Annotated in this window: 15 protein-coding genes; 7 read left to right on the forward strand and 8 right to left on the reverse strand. The window is 61.4% G+C overall.

Annotation, left to right across the window (positions count from 1 at the left end):
* Positions 1-15: 15 nt before the first annotated feature.
* The 3 genes from plsX to ACQ4W0_RS11060 all read right to left on the reverse strand — a co-directional run bounded on the left by plsX (position 16) and on the right by ACQ4W0_RS11060 (position 2219).
* Positions 16-1083 carry a phosphate acyltransferase PlsX gene (gene plsX / locus ACQ4W0_RS11050; protein ID WP_436576764.1) on the reverse strand — a complete coding sequence of 356 codons (1068 nt, stop codon included), beginning with the start codon at positions 1081-1083 and terminating at the stop codon, positions 16-18.
* A 210-nt stretch (positions 1084-1293) separates the two neighbouring features.
* Positions 1294-1476 (reverse strand): 50S ribosomal protein L32, encoded by a 183-nt coding sequence (gene rpmF, locus ACQ4W0_RS11055; RefSeq protein ID WP_010399517.1) that lies wholly within the window; start codon positions 1474-1476, stop codon positions 1294-1296.
* 245 nt (positions 1477-1721) lie between these two features.
* A complete protein-coding gene (locus ACQ4W0_RS11060) occupies positions 1722-2219 on the reverse strand; it encodes a YceD family protein (protein ID WP_436576765.1) in 498 nt (165 codons plus the stop codon).
* A gap of 246 nt (positions 2220-2465) precedes the next feature.
* Between ACQ4W0_RS11060 and ACQ4W0_RS11065 the strand changes: the two genes are divergently transcribed.
* Together ACQ4W0_RS11065 and ACQ4W0_RS11070 are read left to right on the forward strand one after the other, a co-directional pair.
* Entirely contained in the window at positions 2466-3074 is a 609-nt protein-coding gene (locus tag ACQ4W0_RS11065) for a Maf-like protein (RefSeq protein ID WP_436576990.1), read from the forward strand.
* A 94-nt stretch (positions 3075-3168) separates the two neighbouring features.
* Positions 3169-3918, forward strand: a complete 750-nt coding sequence (locus ACQ4W0_RS11070) for an SAM-dependent methyltransferase (RefSeq protein ID WP_436576766.1) — start codon at positions 3169-3171, stop codon at positions 3916-3918.
* A gap of 77 nt (positions 3919-3995) precedes the next feature.
* On the opposite strand, the gene ACQ4W0_RS11075 is transcribed toward ACQ4W0_RS11070, so the two are convergent.
* Positions 3996-4913 carry a 23S rRNA (adenine(2030)-N(6))-methyltransferase RlmJ gene (locus tag ACQ4W0_RS11075; protein WP_436576767.1) on the reverse strand — a complete coding sequence of 306 codons (918 nt, stop codon included), beginning with the start codon at positions 4911-4913 and terminating at the stop codon, positions 3996-3998.
* Between the two features lie 278 nt (positions 4914-5191).
* On the opposite strand from ACQ4W0_RS11075, the gene ACQ4W0_RS11080 reads away from it, so the two are divergent.
* Positions 5192-5620 carry a thioredoxin family protein gene (locus ACQ4W0_RS11080; protein ID WP_436576768.1) on the forward strand — a complete coding sequence of 143 codons (429 nt, stop codon included), beginning with the start codon at positions 5192-5194 and terminating at the stop codon, positions 5618-5620.
* Between the two features lie 6 nt (positions 5621-5626).
* Here ACQ4W0_RS11080 and ACQ4W0_RS11085 read toward each other — a convergent pair whose 3' ends face one another.
* A complete protein-coding gene (locus ACQ4W0_RS11085; protein ID WP_436576769.1) occupies positions 5627-7900 on the reverse strand; it encodes a xanthine dehydrogenase family protein molybdopterin-binding subunit in 2274 nt (757 codons plus the stop codon).
* A gap of 9 nt (positions 7901-7909) precedes the next feature.
* Positions 7910-11035, reverse strand: coding sequence for a bifunctional diguanylate cyclase/phosphodiesterase (locus ACQ4W0_RS11090; RefSeq protein ID WP_436576770.1), 3126 nt, complete (start codon positions 11033-11035; stop codon positions 7910-7912).
* 261 nt (positions 11036-11296) lie between these two features.
* Between ACQ4W0_RS11090 and ACQ4W0_RS11095 the strand changes: the two genes are divergently transcribed.
* Positions 11297-11803 carry a DUF1993 domain-containing protein gene (locus ACQ4W0_RS11095; RefSeq protein WP_436576771.1) on the forward strand — a complete coding sequence of 169 codons (507 nt, stop codon included), beginning with the start codon at positions 11297-11299 and terminating at the stop codon, positions 11801-11803.
* A 104-nt stretch (positions 11804-11907) separates the two neighbouring features.
* On the opposite strand, the gene ACQ4W0_RS11100 is transcribed toward ACQ4W0_RS11095, so the two are convergent.
* A complete protein-coding gene (locus tag ACQ4W0_RS11100) occupies positions 11908-12102 on the reverse strand; it encodes a DUF1289 domain-containing protein (RefSeq protein ID WP_436576772.1) in 195 nt (64 codons plus the stop codon).
* Positions 12102-12674, reverse strand: coding sequence for a DUF1415 domain-containing protein (locus ACQ4W0_RS11105; protein WP_436576991.1), 573 nt, complete (start codon positions 12672-12674; stop codon positions 12102-12104). Before ACQ4W0_RS11105 ends, ACQ4W0_RS11100 begins: the two co-directional genes overlap by 1 nt.
* A gap of 349 nt (positions 12675-13023) precedes the next feature.
* Here ACQ4W0_RS11105 and ACQ4W0_RS11110 point away from each other — a divergent pair, with 349 nt between their 5' ends.
* The 3 genes from ACQ4W0_RS11110 (at position 13024) to ACQ4W0_RS11120 (ending at position 17229) form a co-directional block, all read left to right on the forward strand.
* A complete protein-coding gene (locus ACQ4W0_RS11110) occupies positions 13024-14436 on the forward strand; it encodes a transglycosylase SLT domain-containing protein (protein ID WP_436576773.1) in 1413 nt (470 codons plus the stop codon).
* Between the two features lie 101 nt (positions 14437-14537).
* Positions 14538-15326: an enoyl-ACP reductase FabI gene (gene fabI / locus ACQ4W0_RS11115; protein WP_436576774.1), complete on the forward strand. Its 789-nt coding sequence runs from the start codon at positions 14538-14540 to the stop codon at positions 15324-15326.
* A 496-nt stretch (positions 15327-15822) separates the two neighbouring features.
* Entirely contained in the window at positions 15823-17229 is a 1407-nt protein-coding gene (locus ACQ4W0_RS11120; RefSeq protein ID WP_436507647.1) for a DEAD/DEAH box helicase, read from the forward strand.
* Positions 17230-17285: the final 56 nt, after the last annotated feature.

Below are 17285 nucleotides of genomic sequence, written 5' to 3' on the forward strand. Positions count from 1 at the left end.
GCAAGTACCCGTCCACTAAATGGTAGAGCTTGTTGATGTAGGTTCGTCCGGTACTGGCGTGCGCGGCATCAGCTCGGCGATCAGGCTGGCCAAGTGCGCTTGCACGTCATTTTTTGCCGCATCAAAGGCGCGGCGCAAGGCCCATTCAAACGAATAGGCATCGGCGCTGCCATGACTCTTGAAGACGAGGCCACGCAAGCCCAGCAGGCTGGCGCCGTTGTAACGCGAAGGATTCAGGCGATTGCCGATGGCTTTCAAGGCCCCGCGGGCGATCAGCGCGCCCAGCATGGTGATCGGGTTGCGCTTGAATTCGGAAGTGAGCACGTCCTTCATGAGGCGCGCCAGGCCTTCGATGGCTTTCAGGGTGACATTGCCGACAAAGCCGTCGCAGACGACGATATCGGTCGTGCCCTTGAAGATATCGTTGCCTTCCACGTTGCCGTAGAAGTTCAGCGCGCCACGCTCGTGGTCGGCCTGCAGCAGCTTCGAGGTGAGTTTCACCACTTCATTGCCCTTGATATCTTCCGTGCCCACGTTCAGCAAGCCGATCGTCGGGCGTGCTATGCCTTCCATGGCGGAAACGAGCACGGAGCCCATGATGGCGAACTGGTGCAAGTGATGCGGTTCGCAATCGACGTTGGCACCCAGGTCCAGCATGTAGGTGGGACCGTTCTTTTGATTCGGCAAGATGCTGCAAATGGCCGGGCGATCGACGCCGGACATGGTTTTCAATACATAGCGCGACACGGCCATCAGGGCTGCCGTATTCCCGGCGGAAACGGAGGCTTGCGCCGCGCCGCTCTTGACCTGTTCGATGGCCACACGCATGGAGGAATCCTTCTTGCGGCGCAGGGCCACTTCCAGGGGATCGTCCATGGTAACTTGTTCGGAGGCATGCAATACCGACAGGCGCGGGTGCGTGTCGGCTTTATGTTTCTTCAGTTCGGCACGGATCACGTCTTCCAATCCAACAAGGATCAGTTCGGCTTCAGGCTCATGTTTTACGAAGGAAATTGCTGCGGGGATAGTGACTGAGGGACCATGATCTCCGCCCATACAGTCGATAGAAATTTTGATTGTCATTTGTGTTGATTCAATACCGCTGCGGGCGTGCGGCAAGATGTGAATCGGACTGGAGCATATGCAGGGCGCAACATGTCATGCACAGACCTGGACAGCGTGATTCAAAATGACGGGTGTGCAAGATGAATTGCAGCCGATAAAAAAGAAGAAGCGGCGCCACGCCGAATAACCACGCAACACCGCTTTCATCTTACCCAACAAAAACGTCGATTACTCGTCGTTTTTGGTCTTCAACACTTTGCGGCCACGATAAAAGCCGTTAGGGCTGATATGGTGACGCAGATGTGTTTCGCCGGTAACTGGCTCGACGCTCAATTGCGGCGCGACCAGGAAGTCGTGCGAACGGTGCATGCCGCGCTTGGAAGGGGTTTTCTTGTTCTGTTGAACTGCCATGATGACTCCTAATACATAAGTTCTAAAATTTTAGCACAATCGATTGGCAAATACATGCGAATCGAGTATCCCAGCGGCAAAGACTACCCGAAAATAGCCCGGACCGACATCGTTTATTACACTACATTTCACTACACTTGCCATACTCGATTACTACACGCGTTTGACACGTTCTTGACACGAGAACCTAGAAAACCTGTTGCGCTGCCCGCTCGCTACCGATATTAAAGGACCTCTTTACTGCTTTATTCTGGCTTCAAGTCCTTCAGTGCCGCAAACGGCGACTTCTTTTCAGTCTTGAGAGCATCGAGCTGCGCCGTATCGGGGCAGACGTCGTGTTTGGGTACCTGCGGCAGGGCCAGCAAGGCTTCATCTTCGATCAGGGCCGCGGCATCCATGCTGCGACTGCCGACGATCACGTCGATCGTTTCATCGTTGACGATTTCTTCGATCTCGTCCGCGTGCTCGTCATCCTTGCCCAGCATCAGAGTAGTCGTCGAATCAATTGCGTAAGCATACGGGGCCAGGCAGCGCTGGCAAACCAGCTGAACGGTGCCGTTGACCGACAAGGTCAGTTGTGGGTAGCCCAGCTTGCTGGTGCTGCCGACGATCTTCCAGGCGATCTCGCCGGAAGCATCTGCACAATCCTTGGTCAACCGGGTCATTTCAGCGACAGGAGTTACACCCTCGCGGCTCCCGCTGATACGACAAAAATCAAAGGCGTCGATCACAAAAGCATTCATTGGTAGAAAATTTCCCCGGAAAACCTGCGATAATAACAGGGTTTTCAGCGCCGAGTCAAAGCCTTAGCATCTTTTTGACGACTTGATTGCCGTATTCGCGACAAACTCAGTGACAAACTCAGTTATCAACTCATCAATATCGTCATGCCGCATGGGGCCTCAGTTATGGGCCCTGCGCCCTGGAATTTGCGTAAAATTCCCCTGATATCGACCAACGCGGCCATGCCGGCCGCCATCCACTACCGAATGATACCAACTTCCGCCCCATTGCGCTTGATTCTTGCATCGAGTTCGACCTACCGCAAGGAACTGCTGGAACGCCTGCGTCTGCCTTTCGAGGTGGCCGTGCCCGATCTCGACGAAAGCCCCCTGCCCGGTGAAAGCCCCAGCACCACGGCCCTGCGCCTGGCCCGGGCCAAGGCGCAGGCCGTGCTCGACCGCTACCCTGGCAGCCTCGTCATCGGCTCCGACCAGGTCGCCACCCTGGATGGCGCGCAGATCGGCAAGCCGGGCAACCACAGCAACGCCTTGCTGCAACTGCAAACCATGCGCGGGCGCCAGACCGTGTTCCATACGGCCCTGTGCCTGCTCGACGGGCGCCACGCGCCCGCCGTGGCGCAAGTGGAAGATATCCAGACCTTTGTCACCGTGCGCGACTTGCCCGATGCCGAGCTGGACGCCTACTTGCGCATCGAGCAACCTTACGATTGCGCCGGCAGCGCCAAGAATGAAGGCCTGGGCATCGCCCTGCTCGAACGCATCGACAGCGTTGACCCCACCGCCCTCACCGGCTTGCCGCTGATCGCCCTCACTAGCATGCTGCGCAAGGCGGGCGTGGCATTTTTCACATTTTAATCACCCTGGGGTCAGACCCGACGGGGGAGTGCGCTCCAGTGGAGCGCACTCCGATCCCGAAGGGACTGACCCCGGCCAATACAAAGCGAATAATATGACCGGCACCCTGTACCTGATCCCCAACCACCTTGGCCTGTCCGAAGGCGCTATCGATCCGCTGTCCCACATCATTCCCGAGCAGGTGCGGCAGATCACATCGCAGCTCGATTATTTCGTCGCGGAAAACGCCAAGACGGCGCGCGCCTTCCTGAAATTGATCGGCAACCAGCATCCGCTGGCCAAGCCGCTGCAGGAAATCACCATTTCCGAACTGAATGTGAATACTCCGGCGCAAGCGCTGGCCGGCTTGCTGGCGCCCTTGCTGGCGGGACGCGATGCGGGCCTCGTCTCGGAGGCGGGCGTGCCCGCCGTGGCCGACCCCGGCGCCGACCTGGTGCGCCTGGCGCATCAGCACGGCATTAAAGTACGCCCGCTGGTGGGCCCGTCGTCGATCCTGCTGGCCGTGATGGCCAGCGGCTTGAACGGCCAGAGTTTCGCCTTCAACGGCTACCTGCCCACCGATGCGGCCCTGCGCGCCAAGCGCATCAAGGAACTGGAAGTGCGTTCGCGCACTGAAAAGCAGACCCAGCTATTCATCGAAACGCCGTACCGCAACGCCGCCATGCTCGAAGCGCTGGTGGCGCAATGCGCACCTTCCACGTTGATCTGCGTCGCCACCGACCTGAGCCTGGACACGGAAAGCGTGCAGACGTGGAACGGCGGGCAGTGGAAGAAACAATTGGCGGCAGGCAAGGCGCCCGACTTCCACAAGAAGCCGACCGTGTTCTTGTTGTTGGGACAGTAATCGCTCGCCCATAAAAAAACGCCACGGTCGCATCAACCGTGGCGTTTTTTATTGCAGTACTGCCAAGTCGAGGATGACTACACTCTTCTTGTACCCGTATTTCTCTGACCGCCCTTGCCCGTCTCCAGCACGAACTTCGCGCCATCGTCGCGGCCCAGCACCTTCACCAGGTAAGGCATGACTTCGCGCAACATCGGCTCCAAGGTGTACGGCGGGTTCAAAATGAACATGCCACTGCTGTGCAAGCCGAAACCGTCCGGCGACGGCGTGTTGACCGTCAGGGTCACGTGCAGCCAGTCCGAGCAGGGCAATTGCTTGAGCTTGTCGGCGAACTGGCGCGATTCCATGCGCTGCAGCACCGGATACCAGACGGCATAGATGCCTGAAGGGAAGCGCACGAGGGCGTCGGCCAGGGTGTCCTTGACCTTGCGGTAATCCATCTTGTCTTCATACGGCGGGTCGATCAGCACCAGCGCGCGGCGCGATGGCGGCGGCAGCAGGGCTTTCAGGCTCTGGAAGCCGTCAGCCTTGGTGATCAGCACGCGCTTGCCGCGCACGCTCGGACGCTCACCCTGGGCCAGCGCATGCGCCTCGACCTTGCGGAAGTTGTCAGCCAGAATCTTGGCATCGGCAGGATGCAGTTCGAACAGGCGCAGACGGTCTTGCTCACGACTGACCTTGTCGGCGCAGTACGGCGACCCCGGGTAGTAGCGCATCTTGCCGCTCGGATTCATTTCCTTGATCAGCTTCATGTACTCGGCCAGCGAGGCCGGCAAGTCCGTGCGGTCCCACAGGGGCGCGATGCCCGTTTCGTACTCGGCATTTTTCGCAGCATAACCACCGTCGAGCGCATACACACCCGCGCCGGAGTGGGTATCGATATAACTATAGGCGGTATCTTTTTGATTCAGATATTGCAACAACTGAATCTGCACATAATGCTTCAACACATCGGCGTGATTACCCGCGTGAAAGGCGTGGCGGTAACTCAACATAAGCTGGCTAATTCCATAATAAAAATAAACAAAGGCGGGGCTGCGCTGACACCGGGCAGGACATGAAAACAGACTGGAGGAGTCAGGCTGCAGGACCAGGAAACAGCATGGACCAGCGTAATCAGCGCGCAATTATCAGCATTATCCACCAGAAAGGTGTATTACATCAAAAAACACCGCTAAACAAGCTCATGCATTCTCAGGACTGAGGGGGCCGGGCAAGGTAGAATACGCGCATCGGGCGCCCCGCGCCCATCCGCCTACTAATATATACAGCCATGCACAGCCTGACCCTCACGACCGATAACCGCGCCGACGTCGCGGCAGCCCTGGCCGGCCCGCGCTGGACGGTGGCCTGCCTGTGCGCGCTGTGGTGCGGCACCTGCGGCAGCTACCGCGCCACGTTCGAGGAACTGGCCGCGCGCCATCCGGATACCGTGTTCGTCTGGATCGACATCGAAGACCAGGCCGACGTGGTGGGCGACCTCGACATCGACAACTTCCCCACCCTGCTGATCCAGCGCGAGGACAACGTGGCCTTCTTCGGCACGGTGCTGCCCGACGGCGGCCTGGCGCACCGCATGGTGCAGGCGCAGCAAGCCCTCAGCGGGGATGAACTGGCGACGCTGGCCGGCAGCACGCAGGAGCGGCGCGACTGGCAGCGCGATTGCAATCTGCGTCACTTACTGGCCGCCACCCTGGCCTGAGCCACCTCAAGCCAGGCGCAGTGGCAGGCTGCGCAGCCGTTTCCCCGTCAAACTGAATACGGCGTTGGCCACGGCCGGCGCGATGGGCGGCGTTCCCGGTTCACCCACGCCTTCGGGATGCCCGGCGCTGGCGATGATGATGGTTTCCACCTCGGGCGTTTGCCCCATGCGCAGCACGGGATAGTCGTGGAAATTGCTTTGCTCCACTTTGCCATCCTTGAAGGTAATCTCGCCGCCCAGCGCCGCCGACAGGCCAAACAGCACGGCCGACTCCATCTGCTGGGCGATGATGTTCGGATTGACGGCGATGCCGCAATCGATGGCGCACACCACGCGCTGCACGCGGATCTCGCCATTTTCCACGGACACTTGCGCCACTTGCGCCACGATGCTGCCGAACGACTGGTGCAAGGCCACGCCATGCGCATGGCCGGGCGGCGGACTGCCCGCCTTGGCCACCGCCGCATCGAGCACGGCCAGGTGACGCGGATGCCTGAGCAGCATGGCGCGGCGGAAGGCGATGCCGTCCTGCCCCGCCGCGTGGGCCAGTTCATCGATAAAACTTTCCTTGAAGAATGCGTTGTGCGAATGCCCCACCGAGCGCCAGTAGCCGATCGGCACGGGGCTGTCGGCGATCACGTGGGCGATGCGCTGGTTGGCGATTTCATACGGCAAGTCGAATTCGCCTTCGGCCGTGGTCTTGTCCGGCCCCGCGCCGGGCAAGCCGAAATTGCGCTGCAGAAACTGGTGCGTGATGGAACCGCTGACGGATTTATTGTCCCAGGAAGCGATGCGGCCATGTTCATCGAGGCGTGCCGCAAAGCGCGCCAACGCGGCGGGACGGTACATATCGTGCGTTGTGTCCTGCTCGCGCGTCCACACCAGCTGCACCGGTGCGCCATCGCACTGTAGCGCAATGGCCACGGCTTGCGCCACCATGTCCACTTCTAGGCGGCGACCAAAACCGCCACCGAGCAGCAGCACTTCGATGGCCACATCCTTCGCATCGACGCCGGCCACCTTCGCCGCCACCTCGACGGCGATGCCGGGCGCCTGCGTCGAGACCCACAGCATCACCTTGCCATTTTTTACCTGCGCGGTGCAGTTGACGGGTTCCATGGCGGCGTGCGCGAGGAACGGCGCGCGGTACTCGGCGGTAAGCTGCCGCAAACCCTGCACGGCCTTGCCCTCGACCTCGCCGCTGGCGTGGTAGGCATGGCCCGCTTCGCTGTCGAGCAGACGGGCAAACTCCGCATACACGCCGGCGCTGGACAGGTTCGCTTGCGCACCAGCCTTCCACTGCGTCGGCAAGGCAGCGGCCGCCTGTTTCGCGCGCCACCAGGTGTCGGCCACCACGGCGGCACAAGAGACGCTGCGCTGCGCCAGGTGCGGCGTCAGGTCCAGCACTTTTGTCACGCCGGGCATGGCCAGGATGGGTGCCGCATCGAACGCGGTCAGGATATCGCCCAGGCGCGGCGGCAAATGCAGGGCCGCGTACAGCATGCCGGGCGGGCGCGCATCGATGCCGAAACGCGCGCTGCCATTCACTTTCGACGGCGTGTCGCGGCGCGGCGCCGGCTGGCCGATCAGTTTGAAATCCTGGGGCAGTTTCAGCACGGGCGTGCCCGGGTCGATGGCGGCGGCGCGCTGCGCCAGGCTGGCGTAGCTGGCGCGCCGGCCATCGGAATGGATCACCGCGCCATCCTGCGTGCGGCACTGCGCGGCCGGCACCTGCCACTGCGCGGCGGCGGCCCCCACCAACATCGCGCGCGCCGACGCCCCCGCCTCGCGCATGGGGCCCCAGCCATCCTTCACGCTGGACGAACCGCCCGTGACGATCACGCCCAGTTCGCGCGCCGCCTTGGCCACCGTCCACTGGGCCAGCGCCTTCAGGCGGCCCTGGTCGTCCGGGTGGAACGGCAGGCTATCCTTGAGCATGGCCACATTGCCGAAGATCTTGTCCATGGGCGCCTGGATCAGCTTGACGCTGCTCAAAGGCACGTCGAGTTCCTCGGCCACCAGCATGGGCAAGGCCGTGTGCACGCCCTGCCCCATCTCGCTGCGCGGCATGGCCAGGATCACCATGCCATCCGTGCCTATGGCCAGCCAGCCATTCAGCGCCACGGCGCCATCCTGGAGCGGCAGCGGCGCGTTGCCGTGCAGGCGCTGGCGCGGCGGCAGCACGCCCCAGCCCAGCACCAGGGCGCCCACGCCGGCCACGCCGAGACCCAGGCCGCCGAGCAGGAAGCGGCGGCGCGACGGGGAGGATTGTGCGGCCATGACTGTCCTTTATAGTGGTGAATGATCGATCCAGCGCTCCAGCATATCCTGTGCCAGCACCGGGCGGCTATAAAAATAACCTTGCGCCAGCTTGCAGCCATGGCGCAGCAGGAAGGCGGCCTGCTCTTCCGTCTCCACGCCTTCGGCAATCACCGACAAGTGCATGCTCTTGCCCAGCTGGATGATGGCAATCGCAATCGCTTCGTCGTTCACGTCCGTCGAGATATCCTTGATGAAGGAGCGGTCGATCTTCAGCGTCTGCACGGGCAGCTGCTTCAGATAGGCGAGCGAGGAATAGCCGGTGCCGAAGTCATCGATGGCCAGTCCCACGCCGATGGCATGCAAATCGTTGATGAAACCGAGCGCGTCGCCCGTGTTCATGATCACCGATTCCGTCACTTCCAGCTGCAAGCGCTGCGGCTCCAGCCCCGTTTCCTGCAAAATGTCGGCCACCATGCCGGCGATGCTGCCCCGCTCGAACTGTTTCACCGACAGGTTGACGGCCATCTTCGGCACGTGCAAGCCCTGCGCCTGCCAGCGCATCATCTGGCGGCAGGCTTCGTCGAGCACCCATTTGCCCAGCTGGTTGATGAAACCACTGTCCTCGGCCAGCGGGATGAAGCGCACCGGCGGCACCAGGCCCAATTCCGGGTGGTTCCAGCGCACCAGCGCCTCGACGCCGACCAGGCGGCCCGTGTCGATTTCCACCTGCGGCTGGTAATTAAGGAACATCTCATTTTTCTCGATCGAGCGGCGCAAAAAAGTTTCCAGGCGCAGGCGTTCGACGCCCTCGCCCGTCATCGACGGCGCATAGAAGCGGTAGCCATTGCGCCCGCGCGCCTTGGCCTGGTACATGGCCACGTCGGCATTGCGGATCAACATGTTCAAGTCCAGCGCATCGTCCGGATACAGGCTGATACCCACGCTGCAGGTGACGAACAATTCGTGGCCGGCCACCGTGAACGGCTGGTCGAACATGGTCATCAGCTTTTCCGCCACCTGCGTGGCGCCGTACTCGCCATCGACGCGCTCGAGCAGCACGATGAACTCGTCGCCGCCCAGGCGCGCCAGCGTGTCGCCTTCGCGCAGGCGGGCCGCCAGCTGGCCCGCCACCTTTTGCAGCAATTCGTCGCCCACATGGTGGCCCAGGGTGTCGTTGACATTCTTGAAACGGTCCAGGTCGATGAACAGCACGGCCAGCTGCTCGTGCTCGCGCGCGGCGCGCAGCAGGGCGTGCTGCAGGCGGTCGTGGAACAGCAGGCGGTTCGGCAGCGCCGTCAGCGGATCGTGGTGCGCCATGTGGTCGAGCTTTTCCTGCGACTCCTTGATCAAGGTGATATCGCTGAACACGCCCACGTAATGCGTGGTGTCGGCGCGCGCGTCGCGCACGGCGCTGATGGTCAGCCACTCCAGGTAAATCTCACCGTTCTTGCGCTGGTGCCAGATTTCGCCGCGCCAGAAACCGCTGGCCTTCAGCTCGTGCCACATGGCCTCGTAAAACGCCGCGTCGTGGCGCGCCGAGCGGTTCAGCGACGAATGCCGGCCCAGCGCCTCCGCTTCGCTGTAGCCCGTGATCTGCGTAAAGGCGGGATTGACGGTGACGATGATGCCATGCGCGTCGACGACCATCACGCCGTCGGCGATATGTTCCAGCACGGTGGCCGACAGGCGCAGCTTTTCTTCCGCTTCCTTGCGCGCCGTGATATCGGCATACACCCAGATGCTGCCTTCGTTGGGGCGCAGCGGATCGAGCGCGCAGCCGCTGACCAGCGCCCAGAACAGGCTGCCGTCGCGGCGCTTGTACTGGCGCTCCTCGCTGAAATCGCCGCCAGCGGCCAGCGCCGGATACTGGCGCTCGCCCGCCTCTTCGAAGTCATACGACGTCATGAACACGATGGCGGTTGAACTGCCCGTCATCTCGCCATGCCCGTAGCCAAACAGCTCCTCGCAGCGTCGATTGACGGAAATGATGCGCCGGTGGCGCACGAACATCACGCCGAACATCACGTTGTCCAGGATCGCGCTCTGCTCCGTCAGCAGCGCCTCGATGCGCATCTCGTGGTGCTTGCGCTGGCTGATGTCGGCAATGATGCCGTCAACCCAGATGACGCCCTGCTCGCCCGCCTGCGGCTGGCCATTCTCGGCCACCCAGCGCTCGATGCCGAAAGCGTCGATGATGCGGTATTCCAGCGCATACGGCCGCACCTCGAGCACCGCCTGGCGCACGCCGCGGCGGTGCTCGCGGCGGTCTTCCGGGCAGATCAGGTCGGCCCAGGCATGCGTGGTGCCGCGCATGAACTGGCGCGCCGGATAGCCGGCGATGTCCTCGATGGCGTCGCTGACGAAATCGATGGGACCGTCGGGCCGGTAGCGGAAGACGGCGCCCGGCACCTGCGTGACGATGGTGCGGAAACGCTCTTCGCGCTGACCCACATCCTCGAACAGCTGGCCGATGGCCGCGCGCATTTGCTCGAGCTGGGCCGTCAGGCGCCCCAGCTCGTCATTGCTGTGCGAGGCCAGCGGCGTGTCGAAATCGCCGTGCGACAGGCGGTCGGAAAAGCGCGTCAGGCGGCGCAGGGGTTTCAACAGGCGGCGGTTCAGGAACAGCACGATCAGCGCCATCGACACGGCCAGCTGCGCGCCCAGCACGAAAATATAGGACATCTGCTTTTCGTGCAGCTCCTGCTGGCTGCGCGCATCGTCCATCTCGACGACGATGTGGCCGATGCGTTCGCCGCGCACGAGGATGTCGCGCTCGGCGCGGTACAGATTGCCCACGGGCCGCTGCGGCGCCTGCAGACTGATGAATTCCGTGTCGCCCTGCCCCAGCACCTTCACCAGCAGCACGGCGCGGTCGCGCATCACCGACTCGACCAGCGAATGGGCCGATTCCGCATTCATATTCCACAGCGATTCCTGCATGCCCAGCGCCAGGATGTCGGCATTGCGCTGCAAGGCCTCGTTCAGGCTGGTGCGCGCCGACTGGCGTTCATGCACGCCAACCAGCAGATAGCTGCCGAAAATGGCGGGCACGACCAGGCCGCCAAACACCACCAGCAGCAAGGCGCCATAGATAGACGAGCCGTACAGCACGCGCAGGCTGGCGCGCAGGCGCTGATAGGGCGAATTAAACATGCGGCAACAGGGCGACAGGGATCAGGCAGGCGATCATGGAACTTTACAGGGGAATCCGGGTGATAAGGCGGGAAGAAACTTTTTCAGGAGCAATTATGCATGGAAAAAGCGGGGAAAGTCACCAATAAACACGCGCCAACGGCGACGTCATGCCATATAGACAGGGTTGAAAAACCACACGCGGGCTGGCGCGCCCGGCGAGCGCCAGCAGAAAAGCCCGCAGCTTGCTATCATCGCGCCACTTTACCTAGAGGAACTACCATGACCTTCTCCATCTACTCCGCTTCCGTCCCCGTCTTCAAACAGATCCTGGGCAGCCTGGCCGCCATCCTGGACAAGGCGGAAACGCACGCGCAAGACAAGAAAATCGACCCGAACGCCCTGCTGCAATTCCGTTTGTTCCCGGACATGCTGCCGTTCGTGCGCCAGATCCAGATCGCCACCGACTTCGCCAAGGGCTGCGGCGCGCGCCTGGCCGGCGTGGCCGTGCCACCGTATGAAGACAGCGAACAGAGCTTTGCAGAGCTGAAAGCGCGCATCGTGAAAACCATCGCCTTCCTGGAAAGCCTGCCGCAAGCGGACATCGATGGCAGCGAAACGCGCGCCATCACCACCGGCAGCGGCGAAAAGACCAAGCACTTCACGGGCCAGACGTATCTGTTCCACTACGCGCTGCCGCACTTCTTCTTCCACGCGACGACGGCCTACGACATCCTGCGCCATAACGGCATCGAAGTCGGCAAAAAAGACTTTATCGGCAGCTATTAATAGTTGACGCCAATAGTACCGGGGTCAGACCCTCAATGCCGTTCACACAAAAGTCATCGCTGACATGTGAGGGGGTCTGACCCCAGCAGTTGCTGCTGGCTTACCTAAGTATTCCTGCGTGGATAGCCTTGCGCCAGGATACGCACCCACACCACTTCCTTCTCTTCATCCGTCATCGACACCCAGTGGGCCACTTCCACCACCGTGCGGCCGCAGCCGCGGCAGATTTCATCGAAGGTTGTCGAGCAGACAGCCACGCAGGGCGTATCGGGTCGGGGCGGCAAGTCCTTGTCAGCCATCAGCTTACCTTCGGCAAGCCGAGCTTTTCCCAGCCTTCGACACCCAGCGCTTCCAGGGTGGCGATATTCTTGTCAAAGATTTCCGACGCTTCCGGGAATGCCTCGACGGCGCGCGCTATGCTGTCTTCGCGCAGCAGGTGCAGGGTCGGGTACGGCGAACGGTTGGTGTAGTTGCTGATGTCGTCTTCGAACGTCTCGGCAAACTGATAGTTCGGGTGAAAACTGGCCACTTGCAGTTCGCCGGCCAGGTGCATGTCTTCCACGGCTGCATCGGCCACATCGAGAAACTCGTTGTAGTCGAGGAAATCGTTCAAGGTGTACGGATGGATCAGCAAGGTCGTGTCGATCTGCTCGGGATCCGTGTCGGCCAGCGTTTGCAGCTCGTCCATCAGCATCGCCAGCAAATCTTCCGGATTGCCCGATTCGCACACCACATAGCGGATCTGCTTCTTGACGTGCACGGCCTTGGCGAACGGGCACAGGTTCAGGCCGATCACGGCCTTTTCCAGCCAGGCAACGGTATTGGCAATGATGACGGCGTTGTCGTCGTCGTGGCGCGGCGGGGTGTTCATATGCATGACTCTCTATTAATAAGGCGACCGGCAGCTGAATGGCCGGCCAAAGCCAAATTGTACGCACTCTTTGCGCAGTCTCATACTGGACGGCTGCCAAGCTTGCGCCACCCTCCTCACCATGTATGCTATAACAGCGGCCGAATCACGCATTGGGCAAATTAAATTTGCAATAATGACAGCATTTGCGAATGGAAACCCAGCCGCTTCCCACTTATTACTACTTATTGCCGCGTATTTCCTGTCATCATGCTGACATAAATCTTGACTCCGGCATGTGGATATACGTACACTCGCAGCTTAATCATGGGTCTGTCCGATGTTTCTCCGACGACAACAATGGAACACTATGCACGAAAACTCCTTTACATCTACCGTCCTGGCGGCATTGGCCCTGGCGCTTGCGCCCGCCCTCAGCCAGGCGTACGAAGCCGGTGTTGAGAGCGATAACGCGCCAGTCGCCGCCGCCGCACCGGCCCTGATCCCGATGACCGCCCAGGTCACGGCGAAACTCCCCACCCTCGACAACCGCCTGCAAAAGACCGACCGTCTGCTGAAAAACCTCAGCGACAATTCCGATCCGCTGCGCGAAGCCGACGTCTGGGGCCGCATCCGCAGCGGCTATGCGATTCCCGACATCAACAACCAGCTGGTGGCCAACCACGTCAACTGGTACGCTACCCGCCCCGACTACATCGCCCGCACGACGGCGCGCGCCTCGCGCTATATCTTCCACGTGGTGCAGGAACTGGAAAAGCGCGGCATGCCGACGGAACTGGCCTTGCTGCCGTTCATCGAGTCCGCCTTCAACCCGCAAGCGTTCTCCAGCGCCAATGCCGCCGGCATGTGGCAATTCGTGCCTGCCACGGGGCGTGATTTCAACCTCAAGCAAAATATGTTCAAGGACGAGCGCCGCGGCGTGCTGGCCTCGACCGATGCAGCCCTGACGTACCTGCAGCGCCTGTATGACATGTTTGGCGACTGGCAACTGGCGCTGGCCGCTTACAACTGGGGCGAAGGCTCGGTGCAGCGCGCCATCAAGAAAAACCAGGCGCTGGGCAAGCCCACCGACTTCGAAAGCCTGGCCGACCTGATGCCGGCCGAAACGCGCAATTACGTGCCCAAGCTGCAAGCGGTGAAAAACATCATCGCCAATCCGGCCCAGTTCGGCCTGACCCTGCCCGTGGTCGACAACCAGCCGTACTTCACGGCCATCGACAAGACCAGCGACATCGACATCACCGTCGCCGCCCAGCTGGCCGAACTGTCGATGGATGAATTCAAGGCCTTGAATCCGCAATTTAACCGCCCCGTCATCATCGGCGGCGAAAAGACCAAGATTTTGTTACCGCAGGAAAACGCCGCCAAGTTCACCACCAACCTGGCGCAATGGGGCCATGCCTTGTCAAGCTGGACCACGCACAAGATCACCAATGCGCGCGAACGCATCGAAACCCTGGCGTCGAAATTCGGCACCACGGCCGACGTGCTGCGCCAGGCCAACAACATTCCCCAGCGCACCAGCCTGCGCGCCGGCTCCACCATCCTCGTGCCGAAGACTTCTGCCACGATGAACAAGGATATCACCCAGGAAATCGCCGACAGCGCCACCATGCTGCTGGAAGCGGACCGTCCGGAACGGGCCGCCAAAGCACTGCGCCGCGTCGCCAAGGGCGGCAAGGTGCAAGCTGCGCCAATTTCTCTGGTGAAACCGCGCATCCAGCGCGGCGGCGGCAATAGCCGGGCAAAAGCGCGCCACTGATCGCCTTTTCCTTCTGAGACACGCCACCGGCCGCCACAGCTTTGCTGTCGCGGCCGGTTGTACATCAGCCACCCCGCCCACCCACCCAGACAGGAGTCGTCATGGCTTTCTTGCAAGGCAAAAAAATTCTCATCACGGGCCTGCTGTCCAACCGCTCCATCGCCTATGGCATCGCCAAGGCTTGCCACCGCGAAGGCGCCACCCTCGCCTTCACCTATGTAGGCGAGCGCTTCAAGGAGCGCATCACGGAGTTTGCAGCCGAATTCGGCAGCGAACTGGTGTTTGACTGCGACGTTTCCAGCGATGAACAGATCAGCGCCGTCTTCAGCGACCTGGCCCTGCACTGGGAACAGTTGGACGGCCTCGTGCACGCCATCGGCTTTGCGCCGCGCGAGGCGATCGCCGGCGACTTCCTCGACGGCTTGTCGCGCGACAGCTTCCGCATCGCGCACGACATTTCCGCCTACAGCTTCCCCGCCATGGCCAAGGCCGCCTTGCCCCTGCTGCATCCGGGCGCCTCGGTCCTGACCCTGACCTACCTGGGCGCCGTGCGCGCCGTGCCCTACTACAACACCATGGGCCTGGCCAAGGCGTCGCTGGAAGCGTCCGTGCGCTACCTGGCCGAATCGCTGGGCCCGCGCGGCATCCGCGCCAACGGCATCTCGGCCGGCCCCATCAAGACCCTGGCCGCCTCCGGCATCAAGGATTTCAGCAAACTCCTGGGCTTTGTGGCCGAACACGCCCCGCTGCGCCGCAACGTCACCATCGAGGAAGTGGGCAATACGGCCGCCTTTTTATTGTCCGACCTGGCGTCGGGCATCACGGGCGAGATTACCTACGTCGATGGCGGCTTTTCGCAAGTGATGGCGGTCAATCCCGAAGTGGAGTGACAGGGATGTGGCGCATGTGCCGGGCCTGTCCCGGCAAAACCTGCATCCACTGATGAACAAATACCGGCACAGGCGCCCCCGCTGCCCGACGACATCGCCGCCATGCTTGCCTGACTAGCGGCAAACTACGTAATCTTACTGATTTCGCATAGGAAACATATTCAAAACGTGGTAGGACTGTCGCTTCTTCCCATTTAGGCCGTGCAAAACGGCGGCAAATACGGTATAGTGTCGTTGTGCGCTGCAATATGTTCGCTTGAAGCGATGGCAACACCGCAGTAACATGCAATTACAAACTTAGCAGCTTCGCAAGCCTTAGCGCATCCACAGGATGCCGCTTATAAAGCCCTCCCGCCTTGTGTGTCGCACCTGACACCGTCCCGGCGCAAAGCTTTTGTGCCGAAATTTCTTTCTAGTTGAGTCATTTCGTTTTGGTTGGCGTTGCTATTTTGCGTTCTGCTTTTTGCAAGAACGCTGATTTTTACGAAAGAAAAGAATGACATTTGAATCCTTAGGCCTGCATCCGTCCATCATCGCCGCTCTGACCGAATCGGGCTACACCGCGCCAACCGCGGTACAGTTGCAAGCGATTCCAGCCGCGATCGAAGGCCGTGACCTGCTGGTCTCGTCGCAGACCGGTTCGGGCAAGACCGCAGCTTTCATGCTGCCGTCGCTGCACAAACTGGCCAGCGCCGAACAAAGCGCCGCCGGCAAGACGCCGAACCAGGAAATGCAAGCATCGCGCGCCCGCGGCGAGCGTCCACGTTTCAAGGCTGCCCAGCCAAAAATGCTGGTGCTGACGCCAACGCGCGAACTGGCACTGCAAGTGACCACCAACACCGACAAGTACAGCACCGGCATCCGCCGCATCAAGGCTGTGTCGATTCTGGGTGGCATGCCTTACCCTAAACAGATGCAATTGCTGGCCAAGAATCCTGAAATCCTCGTCGCCACCCCAGGCCGCCTGATCGACCACATGGACTCGGGCAAGATCGACTTCTCGCAACTGGAAATCCTGGTGCTGGACGAAGCCGACCGCATGCTGGACATGGGTTTCATCGACGACATCGAAAAAATCGTGGACGCGACGCCAGAAGGCCGTCAAACCATGCTGTTCTCGGCAACGCTGGACGGCGTGGTCGGCAACATGGCACGCCGCATCACGAAAAACCCGCTGGTCATCCAGATCGCCGGTTCGTCGAACAAGCATGAAAACATCACCCAGCGCGTCCACTTCGTCGACGATCTGTCGCACAAGAATCGCCTGCTGGACCACCTGCTGCGCGACGAAACGCTGGACCAGGCTGTTGTGTTTACCGCCACCAAGCGTGACGCCGACACCATCGCCGACCGCCTGAACATCGCCGGCTTCTCGGCTGCCGCCTTGCACGGTGACATGCATCAGGGCGCGCGTAACCGCACTCTGGACGGCATGCGCCGCGGCCAGGTCAAAGTGCTGGTCGCCACCGACGTTGCCGCCCGCGGTATCGACGTGCCGACGATCACCCACGTGTTCAACTACGATCTGCCGAAGTTCCCGGAAGACTACGTCCACCGCATCGGCCGTACCGGCCGCGCTGGCCGCAATGGCCTGGCCATCTCGCTGGTGAACCACGCTGAAGGCATGAACGTCAAGCGCATCGAACGCTTCACCAAGCAATTGATCCCGGTCAATGTCATCGAAGGTTTCGAGCCTAAGAAAACGGCGTCGGCACCACGTTCGAGCGCCCGTCCAGGCGGCTGGAAACCAGGCGACAACCGTGGCGGCGCGAAGCCAGCGCAACGCACGTTCAGCAAGCCAGGCGCACCACGCAAAGACGGCGCACCTAGCACGGGCGGCGGCTACAAGGGTTCCAACCCGCGCAGCACCGACGGCGCACGCCGCAGCTACGGCGACCGTTAATCACGGCGCACCGCCGCCAATAAGCGGCAGGCAATAAAAACGGCCACCAGATCACT

This window comes from Janthinobacterium breve, from assembly GCF_051380895.1.
Classification (GTDB): Bacteria; Pseudomonadota; Gammaproteobacteria; order Burkholderiales; family Burkholderiaceae_D; genus Janthinobacterium.

Coding starts and splice junctions, on each gene's coding strand:
- plsX (WP_436576764.1), bottom strand. CDS start 1,083: ATGACAATCAAAATTTCTATCGACTGTATGGGCGGAGATCATGGTCCC.
- rpmF (WP_010399517.1), bottom strand. CDS start 1,476: ATGGCAGTTCAACAGAACAAGAAAACCCCTTCCAAGCGCGGCATGCAC.
- ACQ4W0_RS11060 (WP_436576765.1), bottom strand. CDS start 2,219: ATGAATGCTTTTGTGATCGACGCCTTTGATTTTTGTCGTATCAGCGGG.
- ACQ4W0_RS11065 (WP_436576990.1), top strand. CDS start 2,466: ATGATACCAACTTCCGCCCCATTGCGCTTGATTCTTGCATCGAGTTCG.
- ACQ4W0_RS11070 (WP_436576766.1), top strand. CDS start 3,169: ATGACCGGCACCCTGTACCTGATCCCCAACCACCTTGGCCTGTCCGAA.
- ACQ4W0_RS11075 (WP_436576767.1), bottom strand. CDS start 4,913: ATGTTGAGTTACCGCCACGCCTTTCACGCGGGTAATCACGCCGATGTG.
- ACQ4W0_RS11080 (WP_436576768.1), top strand. CDS start 5,192: ATGCACAGCCTGACCCTCACGACCGATAACCGCGCCGACGTCGCGGCA.
- ACQ4W0_RS11085 (WP_436576769.1), bottom strand. CDS start 7,900: ATGGCCGCACAATCCTCCCCGTCGCGCCGCCGCTTCCTGCTCGGCGGC.
- ACQ4W0_RS11090 (WP_436576770.1), bottom strand. CDS start 11,035: ATGTTTAATTCGCCCTATCAGCGCCTGCGCGCCAGCCTGCGCGTGCTG.
- ACQ4W0_RS11095 (WP_436576771.1), top strand. CDS start 11,297: ATGACCTTCTCCATCTACTCCGCTTCCGTCCCCGTCTTCAAACAGATC.
- ACQ4W0_RS11100 (WP_436576772.1), bottom strand. CDS start 12,102: ATGGCTGACAAGGACTTGCCGCCCCGACCCGATACGCCCTGCGTGGCT.
- ACQ4W0_RS11105 (WP_436576991.1), bottom strand. CDS start 12,674: ATGAACACCCCGCCGCGCCACGACGACGACAACGCCGTCATCATTGCC.
- ACQ4W0_RS11110 (WP_436576773.1), top strand. CDS start 13,024: ATGCACGAAAACTCCTTTACATCTACCGTCCTGGCGGCATTGGCCCTG.
- fabI (WP_436576774.1), top strand. CDS start 14,538: ATGGCTTTCTTGCAAGGCAAAAAAATTCTCATCACGGGCCTGCTGTCC.
- ACQ4W0_RS11120 (WP_436507647.1), top strand. CDS start 15,823: ATGACATTTGAATCCTTAGGCCTGCATCCGTCCATCATCGCCGCTCTG.